The 9910-nt window shown below is 74.7% G+C and carries 10 protein-coding genes; 8 read left to right on the plus strand and 2 right to left on the minus strand.

Features of this window, described 5'->3' with window-relative positions:
* Positions 1-501 (minus strand): TIGR03557 family F420-dependent LLM class oxidoreductase (locus ACFE60_RS14830; protein WP_375389636.1); only part of this gene is annotated, 501 nt, incomplete at its 3' end.
* Positions 502-678: 177 nt separating this feature from the next.
* Here ACFE60_RS14830 and ACFE60_RS14835 point away from each other — a divergent pair.
* The 3 genes from ACFE60_RS14835 to ACFE60_RS14845 all read left to right on the plus strand — a co-directional run bounded on the left by ACFE60_RS14835 (position 679) and on the right by ACFE60_RS14845 (position 2775).
* A complete protein-coding gene (locus ACFE60_RS14835) occupies positions 679-1287 on the plus strand; it encodes a hypothetical protein (protein ID WP_375389637.1) in 609 nt (202 codons plus the stop codon).
* An 81-nt stretch (positions 1288-1368) separates the two neighbouring features.
* Positions 1369-2289: an oxygenase MpaB family protein gene (locus ACFE60_RS14840; RefSeq protein WP_375389638.1), complete on the plus strand. Its 921-nt coding sequence runs from the start codon at positions 1369-1371 to the stop codon at positions 2287-2289.
* Between the two features lie 45 nt (positions 2290-2334).
* Positions 2335-2775: an OsmC family protein gene (locus ACFE60_RS14845; protein ID WP_375389639.1), complete on the plus strand. Its 441-nt coding sequence runs from the start codon at positions 2335-2337 to the stop codon at positions 2773-2775.
* Positions 2776-2837: 62 nt separating this feature from the next.
* Here ACFE60_RS14845 and ACFE60_RS14850 read toward each other — a convergent pair whose 3' ends face one another.
* Positions 2838-3854 (minus strand): magnesium and cobalt transport protein CorA, encoded by a 1017-nt coding sequence (locus ACFE60_RS14850; RefSeq protein ID WP_375389640.1) that lies wholly within the window; start codon positions 3852-3854, stop codon positions 2838-2840.
* A gap of 75 nt (positions 3855-3929) precedes the next feature.
* Here ACFE60_RS14850 and ACFE60_RS14855 point away from each other — a divergent pair, with 75 nt between their 5' ends.
* The 5 genes from ACFE60_RS14855 (at position 3930) to ACFE60_RS14875 (ending at position 9822) form a co-directional block, all read left to right on the plus strand.
* The gene (locus tag ACFE60_RS14855; RefSeq protein WP_375389641.1) at positions 3930-5021 is read left to right on the plus strand and encodes a type III polyketide synthase; all 1092 of its coding nucleotides are present in this window, start codon (positions 3930-3932) and stop codon (positions 5019-5021) included.
* Positions 5018-5593: an isoprenylcysteine carboxyl methyltransferase family protein gene (locus ACFE60_RS14860; protein ID WP_375389642.1), complete on the plus strand. Its 576-nt coding sequence runs from the start codon at positions 5018-5020 to the stop codon at positions 5591-5593. The genes ACFE60_RS14855 and ACFE60_RS14860 overlap by 4 nt, the downstream gene beginning before the upstream one ends.
* The gene (locus tag ACFE60_RS14865) at positions 5590-6093 is read left to right on the plus strand and encodes a GNAT family N-acetyltransferase (protein ID WP_375389643.1); all 504 of its coding nucleotides are present in this window, start codon (positions 5590-5592) and stop codon (positions 6091-6093) included. Before ACFE60_RS14860 ends, ACFE60_RS14865 begins: the two co-directional genes overlap by 4 nt.
* Positions 6094-6622: 529 nt before the next feature.
* The gene (dinB, locus tag ACFE60_RS14870) at positions 6623-7870 is read left to right on the plus strand and encodes a DNA polymerase IV (protein ID WP_375389645.1); all 1248 of its coding nucleotides are present in this window, start codon (positions 6623-6625) and stop codon (positions 7868-7870) included.
* On the plus strand, positions 7867-9822 hold the full coding sequence (locus tag ACFE60_RS14875) for a hypothetical protein (protein ID WP_375389644.1): 1956 nt from the start codon (positions 7867-7869) through the stop codon (positions 9820-9822). The genes dinB and ACFE60_RS14875 overlap by 4 nt, the downstream gene beginning before the upstream one ends.
* Positions 9823-9910: the final 88 nt, after the last annotated feature.

A 9910-nucleotide genomic window follows, 5' to 3' on the forward strand; every position in this document is an offset into this window, starting at 1 on the left:
CGGGACACCGCCCTCCGGCACGTCCCAGATCCGGGCCGAGTCGACGCGGAACCAGTCGCCGTCCCAGGTCGTGAGCTCGCCGGTGTGCAGCGCGCGGATGATCTGCACCGCCTCCTCGAGCATGTCCTGGCGCTGGGCGACCGGCGGCCAGCCCTCGCCGACGACGTGCTCGTTCAGGTTCTCGCCGGAGCCGAGGCCGAGCATGAAGCGGCCGTCCGCCAGGATCTGCAGCGTCGCCGCCTGCTGGGCGACGACGGCCGGGTGGTACCGGATCGTCGGGCAGGTCACGTACGTCATCAGCTCCATGCGCTGCGTGGCGTGCGCGACGGCGCCGAGCATCGTCCACGCGTTGCCCGCGTGCCCCTGCTCCGTCAGCCACGGCGAGTAGTGGTCGCTCGACACCGCGAAGTCGAAGCCGACCTCCTCCGCCTGCACGCCGTAGCGCACGATGTCCTTCGGCCCGCTCTGCTCGGTCATCAGGGTGTACCCGAACCTGGTCATGGCTTGTCCTCCCGGTCGATCGGGTGAGCGTACGGAGCGCTCCTCGGGCACGGGCCGCGCGGACGCTGAGCGTGCGCTGCACTCGGGCCGCTCATGGCCGATGCAAAGCCGCCTCCTCGTCGCTCCGCGGGTGCGCCCCGTACGGTCCTTTCCAACCGGCCGAGGAGGGACGACGCCATGGGTCTGCTGGACCGACTGAAGAGCTATCTGGGCGACGAGGACACGTCGCGGAACGCCGCGCCGCGCGGCGGGTACTCCGAGTTCCGATCGACCTCGACGGGCACGACCCCGGTGCAGCGGCCGCGGTCGGACGACGACATCGCGGTCGACCGGTACCGGTACCTGCTGCGGACGGCGCCGCCCGACGCGGTCGAGGAGGTCCACGCGGAGGCGTTCGCCAAGCTGACCCCGCAGCAGCGCGCGCTGGTCTTCGAGGAGCTGTCGCAGAACGCGGCCGCAGCGGACCGGCCGGCGTCCGACGATCCTCGCACCCTCGCCCGCAGCGCCACCCGCTCCGAGCTGCGGCAGCCGGGCTTCCTCGAGCGCACGCTCGGGTCCGGGGGCGGCGGGGCGGGACGCGGCCCCGGTCTCGGCACGATGATCGGCGGCTCCCTGCTCGGCACCGTCGCCGGCGTCGTGATCGGCTCAGCCATCGCCGACATGGTGCTGCCCGGGATCGGCGACCTCGCCTCCGACGTGAGCGGCGGCGTGACGGACGTCGGCGACGGGTTCGGGGACATCGGCGGCGGCCTCGGCGACTTCGGGGACTTCGGCGGCGACTTCTGACCGGCCCCGCCTGCTGAGGATCCGCAGAGCGTCCGGTCCGGCCGGGCCGGCCGCCCCCGCCGTGCCGGGCAGGATCGCCGCATGCTGCTGACCGCTCCGCTGCGCCGACGCGTGCTGCAGGTGCTGTCGGGGCAGCCGACCGGCGTCCCCGAGTGGACGCAGGAGCTCTCGCGCGGCACGGATCCCGGGTACTTCGCGGAGGGCAGCGCCGCGTGGGAGGTGCACCGCGACATCGCGACGCTCGTCGCGGGACCTCGGGCGCTGCTGCTGCAGGCGCTGCACCCCGGCGCGATGGCGGGGGTGCACGACCACTCCCGCTACCGGGAGGACCCGCTCGGCCGGCTGAACGGCACGATCCGCTGGATCACCACGGTCACCTACGGCAGCCGGGCGCAGGCGGAGGCGGCGAGCACGTGGGTGCGCCGGCTGCACGAGCGCGTCACCGGCACGTACACGACCGGCGACGGTCGTGCCGTCGCGTACGCCGCGCAGGACGCGGACCTCGTGTCCTGGGTGCACCTCGCCTTCACGGACTCGTTCCTGCGCGCCTTCGAGCGCTACGCGGGCCGGCCGGTGCCGGGCGGCTCCGACGCGTACGTCCGGGACTGGGCTGTCGCGGGCGAGCTGATGGGCGTGCCGGACCCGCCGCGCAGCGTGCGGCAGCTCGACGAGCGGCTGACCGCGATCCGCGAGGCGGGCGTCCTCCGCTCGGACGACCGCGTGCGGGAGGCGGTCCGGTTCATCCGCCGTCCGCCGCTGCCCGCGCTGCTGAAGCCGACCTACCCGGCGCTGTTCACCGGCGCCGTCGCCACGCTGCCGCCGCCGACGGTCGCGCTGCTCGGCCTGCGCCCCGCCCGGCCCGTGCAGGAGGCCGCGACACGCGCGGTGCTGGCGTCGACCTCGCGGCTGCTCGGCGAGGCCGCCGCGCCCGGCCAGGCGCGGATCCGCCTCCGCGCGCTGGCGGGCTCCGGGGCGGCCGGACGCTCAGGCGCGGCGTCCTAGCGTGGATCGGGGCCGGACCGGCCCATCCGCTCGGAAGGAGCATCCATGCCCACTCGCACCGCTCGCACCGCCTGGGACGGCGGGCTGCAGGACGGCAGCGGCCAGGTCGAGCTGAGCAGCTCGAAGGTCGGCACCTACGACGTGTCCTTCCCGCGCCGCGCCGCGGACGACGCGGGCGGCTCGACCAGCCCGGAGGAGCTGATCGCGGCCGCGCACTCGTCCTGCTACGCCATGCAGCTGTCGGCGGAGATCGCGGAGGCGGGCGGCACCCCGGTGTCGCTGGACGTCAAGGCCGACGTCTCGCTCGGCCCGGACAGCGCGGGCGGGTTCCGGCTGACCGGGATCGCGCTCACGGTGCGCGGCGAGGTCGAGGGGCTCGACGCCGCCGGCTTCACGAAGGCGGCCGAGGCCGCGAAGGTCGGCTGCCCTGTGAGCAAGGCGCTCACCGGCGTCGACATCACCCTCGACGCAGCGCTGGTCGACTGATCCCTCGTGGATCCGGGGATCTGCGGCGCTCCGCGCGCGGATCCCCGGGTCCACGAAGGACGTCAGAGCCAGTTGCGGCGCTTGAACCCGAGGTAGAGCAGTACGCCCAGCGTGATCATCGCGAGCAGCGCCAGCGGGTAGCCGAACGGCCAGTCGAGCTCGGGCATGTAGTGGAAGTTCATGCCCCAGATCGACGCGAGGCTGGCCGGGAAGAAGCCGATGGCCGCCCAGGACGAGACCTTCTTCACCTGGTTGCCCTGCTCGAAGCTGTCCCGGCTCAGCTGCTCGATCTGGTCGTTCTGCCGCTGCCCGACGAGCGTGGCGTTGACGGTCAGCGCGTTCTGCAGCAGCACGCGGAAGCCGTCAGCGCGCTCCTGGATCCGGGTGACGTGATCCAGGACGTCGCGGAGTCCGCGGCGGACCTCGATCAGGTCCTCCTGCCCGTCGAGCTCCGTCCGCACCTGCTCCAGCATCGCCGTGAGCGGCGCGATCGCGCGCTGGAAGGTGATGACCTCCCGCGTCAGCTCGTAGATGCGCTGCGACACGGTGTGGTCGCCGGCGAACAGCTGGTCCTCGATCTCGTCGATGTCGTTCTCGAGCCCGTTCACGACCGGCCCGTAGTCGTCGACGACCCGGTCGGCCACCGTGTAGAGGACCGCGAGCGGGCCGGCGGCGAGCAGCTTCGGCTCCGACTCCAGCCGCGCGCGCACCGCCTTCAGGTCGGGCGCCTCCGCGTGCCGCACGACGACCACGAAGTCCGGCCCGAGGAACAGGTCGACCTCGCCGAACTCGACCCGCTCCTCCGCGTCCATGTACCGAGCAGGGCGCAGGACGACGAAGCGGTCCCCGCCGTAGCGCTCGATCTTCGCGCGCTGGTGCCCCTCCAGCGCGTCCTCCACGGCGAGGGGGTGCAGAGCGAACTCCTTCGCCACCGACTGCAGCTCGGCCGGGTCGGGCCGGTACAGGCCGATCCAGCCGAAGCCCTTCCTCGCCCGGACGAGGTCGAACGTCTCCTCGAGGTTCGCCGGGTCGGGCGTGCGCTTGCCGTCCACGTAGACGGCGTTGTCGATGATCGGCACGAGCGGAGACTAGTGAGCCCGTGGGTCGCCCCGGTGCACGCCGGGCCCGGCGGTTTCGCGGGTACGGTTCGGCAGGTGTCCCGCATCGCCGCCGTCGCGACGGCCCTGCCCGAGCACACCTACTCGCAGCAGGCCATCACCGACATGCTCGCGCCGATGGTCGCCACGAACCCGGGTCGTCAGGCGCTGCTGCGGCGGATGCACGCGTCCTCGAAGGTGCGCACCCGGCACCTGGTGCTGCCGCTCGAGGAGTACCGGGACGCGCTGACCTTCGGGCAGACGAACGACCGCTTCGTGGCGGAGGCGACCCGGCTGGCGGAGGCGGCGGCGCGGGAGGCGCTGGCGCGCGCGGGGCTCGGCGCCGACGCGGTCGATCTGATCGTCTTCACCTCCGTCACCGGCATCTCGGCGCCGAGCGTCGACGCGCTGCTCGTGCCGCGGCTGGGCATGCGGAAGGACGTCAAGCGCATGCCGATGTTCGGCCTCGGCTGCGTCGCGGGCGCCAGCGGCATCGCGCGGGTGCACGACTACCTCGAGGGCCATCCGGACGGCGTCGCGCTGCTGGTCTCCGTCGAGCTGTGCTCGCTGACGGTGCAGAAGGACGACGACTCGATGGACAACCTCGTCGCCAGCGGGCTGTTCGGCGACGGCGCCGCCGCGGTCGTGATGGTCGGCGCGGCGCGTGCGGACCGCGACGGGATCACCGGACCGGACGTGGTCGCGAGCCGCAGCCGCCTCTACCCCGACAGCGGCGACGTGATCGGGTTCCGACCCAGCGAGACCGGCTTCCGGGTGATCCTCACCGCCGGCGTGGTCGAGGTCATCGACGCGAACTTCCCCGCCGACGCCGCCTCCTTCCTCGCCGATCAGGGCCTCGGCCTCCACGACGTCGGCACCTGGATCGCGCACCCGGGCGGCCCGAAGGTGCTCGAGGCGTTCCAGCGCGGGCTCGCGCTGCCCGCCGGCGCGCTCGACCGCAGTTGGGCGTCCATGGCGGCGGTCGGCAACCTCTCCTCCTCCAGCGTCCTGCACGTGCTCGCGGACGAGCTGCGGGCGGCGCACCACCCGGAGGAGCGTGCGCTGCTGTTCGCGCTCGGCCCGGGGGTGAGCGCGGAGTTCGTGCTGCTGCGGTGGCCGGAGCCCGTGGAAGCCCTGGCCGCGGCGTGAGCGCGCAGCTGCTCGCCGGGAGCGCGGGCTGGTGGGCGGCGTACTCCCTCTACCTCGTGCTGCTCGCGGGCACGGTCGTGGAGCGGTTCGCGGAGCTCGCGGTGTCGGCCAGGAACGCGCGGTGGGCGCTTTCGCGAGGCGGCCGGGAGTCCGGGCGAGGCCACTTCCCGCCGATGGTGGCGCTGCACACCGTGCTGCTGCTGGCCTGCGCGCTCGAGCCGCTGCTGGCGGGCAGGCCGTTCGTCGCCGCGATCGCCGTGCCGGCCGCGGTGCTGGCGCTCGCGTCGCAGGCGCTGCGCTGGTGGTGCATCCGCACGCTCGGGCCGCGCTGGAACACGCGGATCCTCGTCGTACCGGGGCTGCCGCTGGTGCGGCGCGGGCCGTACCGCGTGCTGCCGCACCCGAACTACGTCGCGGTCGTCGTGGAGGGGATCGCGCTGCCGCTGATCGCCTCCGCGTGGGGCACCGCGCTCGTCTTCACGGTGCTGAACGCGGTGCTGCTGCTGCGGTTCCGGATCCCGGCGGAGGAGCGGGCGCTCGCCGGCGCGCTGCGCGAGGGGGCGCTGCGATGACGGCGTTCGCCGTGCGGGAGGTGGAGGAGCAGGACTGGGTGCGCCTCCGCGCGCTGCGGCTCGAGATGCTCGCGGACACGCCGATCGCCTACCTGGAGACGCTCGAGACCGCGGAGGCGCACCCGGTGTCGCACTGGAGGCACCGCGCCCGCGGCGGGCCGGACCGCGTGCAGCTCGTCGCCGAGGCGGACGACGGCCGGTGGCTGGGCACGATGACCGGCATCATCGCCGAGGGCGTGCCGACCCTCGTCGCGGTCTACGTCGCGCCCGACGCCCGCGGCCAGGGAGCCGGGGTCACGGACGCGCTGCTCGCCGGCATCGAGCGGTGGGGTGCGCGGCACGGCGACCAGCTGCGGCTCGAGGTCAACGAGCTGAACGGCAGGGCCGTGGAGGCGTACCGGCGCCGCGGCTTCGTGATGACCGGCAGGACCGCGCCGTACCCGCTCGACCCGCCGTCGCTCGAGCTGGAGATGGTCAAGCCGCTGCGCCCTCCGGGCTGAGCCCCTCCTGCGCCGCGCACCGCCTCCCGCAGCGGCGCCCGTCGGCCGCCGCAGTGAACGCCTCGCGCCGGAGTGATCGATTCCCGCAGCGAAGCCGCGGGCCGGACGGCTCTTTCGCGCCACCTCCGCCGATCCGGGCGGGAACCCCGAGTGCTTCGGCAGGAAGAACGCGCTTCGGCAGGAGTTCTCGAGTGCTTCGGCAGGAAGAACGTGCATCGGCAGGAGTTCTCGAGTGCTTCGGCAGGAAGAACGCGCTTCGGCAGGAGTTCTCCAGTGCTTCGGCAGGAAGAACGCGCATCAGCAGGAAATCCGAGCCGCATTCTTCCTGCCGAAGGAGATTCTTCCTGCCGTCGTGCTCGAGGAGCTCCCGGGGCCGGGGCGGGGCCGGGGCGGAGGCGCGGGCACGCACCCGGAGGAGCCCTCGGGAGCGCATGAGATCGGGGGCGCGGGAGGTCGGCGGCACGGGAGGTCGTGGGCGCGGGAGGTGGGGGCGCGGGAGGTCGGCGGCTGCTGGGAGGATGGCGCCGTGGTGGCGAAGGGCGGGCAGGGGGAGCGGCAGGTCTCCGCCGACGACGTCGACAGCTCGCGCGCCACGGTCCTGCACGTCGACATGGACGCGTTCTTCGCCTCCGTCGAGCTGCTGGACCATCCGGAGCTCGTGCACCGGCCAGTGATCATCGGGCACGAGGGCGGCCGCGGCATCGTCAGCTCGGCGAACTACGCGGCGCGCCGGTTCGGCATCCGCTCCGCGATGCCGGTCGGCAGGGCGCTGCGCCTGTGCCCGAACGCCGTGGTGCTGCACCCGCACTACGAGAAGTACCGCGACGCGTCGGCGGAGGTGATGCGGATCTTCCGCGACGTCACGCCGATCGTCGAGCCGCTCTCCATCGACGAGGCGTTCCTCGACGTCGCCGGCGCGGTGCGCCTCTTCGGTCCGCCCGCGACGATCGCCGCCGACCTGCGCGCCCGGGTGCTGAAGGAGACCGGCCTCACCTGCAGCATCGGAGCGGGGGCGACGAAGTTCATCGCGAAGCTCGCCTCCACCCGGTCGAAGCCCGACGGGCTGCTCGTGGTGCCGCCGGAGCGGACGATCGACTTCCTCCACCCGCTGCCCATCGGCGCGATCTGGGGGGTCGGTCCCGCGACGGCCGAGTCGCTCGAGCGCCGCGGGATCCGCACGGTGAAGGACCTCGCGGAGACGCCCAGGCACGTGCTCGAGGGCTGGGTCGGCCAGGCCGCCGGCGGGAAGCTGCACGACCTCGCCTGGGGGCGCGACGTGCGCCACGTGTCGACGAGCCGCATCGACAAGAGCATCGGTCACGAGAACACCTTCGGCACGGACATCCGCGACGTCGGGGCGCTGAAGCGGGAGCTGCTCGACCAGGCCGACCGCGTCGCCGTCCGCCTGCGCAAGGCCGGCTACCGGGCGCGCACGATCTCGCTGAAGGTGCGGTTCGCCGACTTCACGACCATCACGCGCTCGCACACCGTGCCGGAGGCGACGGATCTCGCCCGGCGCATCCACGAGGAGACCGTCGCGCTGCTCGACGCCGCCGACCTGCGCGGCCGGGCCGTGCGCCTGCTCGGCACGCGGGGCGAGCAGCTGCTGCGGGCCGAGGACGAGCTGCTCGGCCTCTGGAGCGACCAGGAGCAGTGGCGGGGCGCGGAGACCGCGGCCGATCTCGCGGCGCTCCGGTTCGGCCGCGGCGCCGTGCTGCCGGCCGCGCTGCTGGAGCGGCCGGCGGATCGCGAGCGCCTCGCCGACACCGAGACGTGACGCTCGTGGACGACCCCGGGAGGCGGGACCGCTCCCGGCACCGCTCCGCGTCCCGGTTCGCGGTGCCGCGCCCGGCCGGCCCGGCGGCGGTCCTGCTGCCGGTCGTCTCGCTGCTGCCGGTGATCGCGGCGACCGTCGTGGTGCAGGCCTTCAGCCCCGTCGCGCAGCGGGTGCCGACCGGCGCCGCGCGCTTCGACCTCGCCGCCGCCTGGGTCGCCACGCAGCCGGGCGCGCTGGCAGGGACCACCTCGTGGCTGACCGCGCCGACGCTCGGCCGGGCGCAGCTGGGCCTGCTGATCCGCCTGCTGCAGGGCGGGCAGGCGCAGAGCGTGCTCGCCGCAGCCCACGGGGCGATGCTCCTGATCGCGGTGCTGCAGGTGGGGCTGCTGTGGTGGGCGCTGCGCCGGCTCGGCGTCGGAGGCGTGGCGGCGGGCCTCGGTGCGGCGGTCCTCGGCATCGCCCCGATCGCGATCGACACCCACGCCGCGGTCTCCGGGACGGCGGTCGGCGTGGTCTGGCTGCTCCTCGCGGCACCGCTCGCGCTCGGGCGGCCGCGGCCCGTCGCCCTCGTCGGCAGCGGAATCGCGGCCGCGATCGCCGCCGCCTCCGCACCGGTGCTGCTGGCGGCCGTCCTGCCGCTCGGCGTGCTGCTGGTCCTGCGGCTGCTGCGCGAGCGACGGCGCCGGGACGCGGCCGCCCGGTGGAGGCTCGTCGCGCTGGGGGTCGGCTTCGGCGGTGCGGCGGCGGCGCTCGCGGGCGCCGCGGCCGCGGCAGCGGCGCTGCCCCGCACGAGCGCGACGGCGTCCCTCGAGGCCCTCGTCGCGGCCCAGGGCCCGGTGGCGTCGATCGGCGCAGCGGGGTTCGCGCACTGGCTGGCGATCGATCCGCTGCTGCTCGTCGTCGCGGTCCTCGCCTGCGGCATCGTCGCGATCGGGCCCCGGGAGGTGCCGGTCCTCGTCCTCGTCGCCGTGCTCGCCGCGGTCGCGGTCTGGCCGCTCGGCGCGGACGCCACGACGTCGCTCGTGCTGCTGCTGCCGGCGGTCGCGGCGGTCGTGGCGCGATCGGCGGACGTCGGCCTCACGCAGCTGCGCCATCCGCTGTTCGTCCGCAGCGTGCTCGGCTCCGGCTGGCTGACCGGGATCGGCGCCGTGCTCGTGGTCGCCGTCGTCGGGTGGCTCGTCGGGCTGGGCGGGCTGGTCCGCGGCGCCGACCAGCCGATCGCGCGGGCCGAGCGGTGGGTCGGCACCAGCGTGCCCGCCGGGCAGACCGTGCTCGTCGGGCTCGGCGCGTGGCCCGACCTGGCGGCGTCGAGCCGGGCGGACGTCGGCTGGTGGGCCGCGCGGGAGGGGGCGACGGCGGTCGCGAGCTCGGTGCCCTGGCGGGACGCCGACTACGTCGTCACCGACGACTCGCTGCCGCCCGACCGCTCCGGCGCGGCCGACCGGGTGCTGGACCGCTCCCTCGAGGTCGCCGCCTTCGGCACCGGAGCGACCGCCATGGCGGTGCGGGCGGTGGAGGCGCCGCCGACCGGCCCGGTCGTCCGGCCGCCGACCAGCGCGGCCGGCCGGGCCGCGGCGGCGCTGCGGCGGACCGTCGGCCGCCAGCTCGCGGAGAACCCGCGCATCGAGGTCGACGGCCCCGGCCGGGCGCACCTGCTCGCCGGCGCGGTCGACAGCAGGATCGCGGTGGTGCTCGCGCAGTTCGTGACCCAGCACCGCATCGCCGTCGCCGGGTTCGGGCTCGCGAAGGGCGACGACTCCGGCGTGCTGACCACCGTCACCATCAGCGAGATCGACGGCCGGGGCGTGCCGGCCGACGGCAGCAGGACCGGCGTGCTGCTGCGCTTCCTGTCCGACCTGCAGGGCGACTACGCGACGGAGTCGATCGACGCGACCGACGACGGCATCACGGCCGCCTTCGCGCCGGATCCCGACCTCTCGCCTTCCGGCTGACGAAAGACCGTCAGCCTTCACGAAGGTGGCAGGGCCAGAATCCGCGCCGATGCGCCGATACACCCGTTCCCTGCTCGCCGTCGCCGTG

The sequence above is a fragment of the uncultured Amnibacterium sp. genome, from assembly GCF_964245895.1.
GTDB lineage: Bacteria > Actinomycetota > Actinomycetes > Actinomycetales > Microbacteriaceae > Amnibacterium.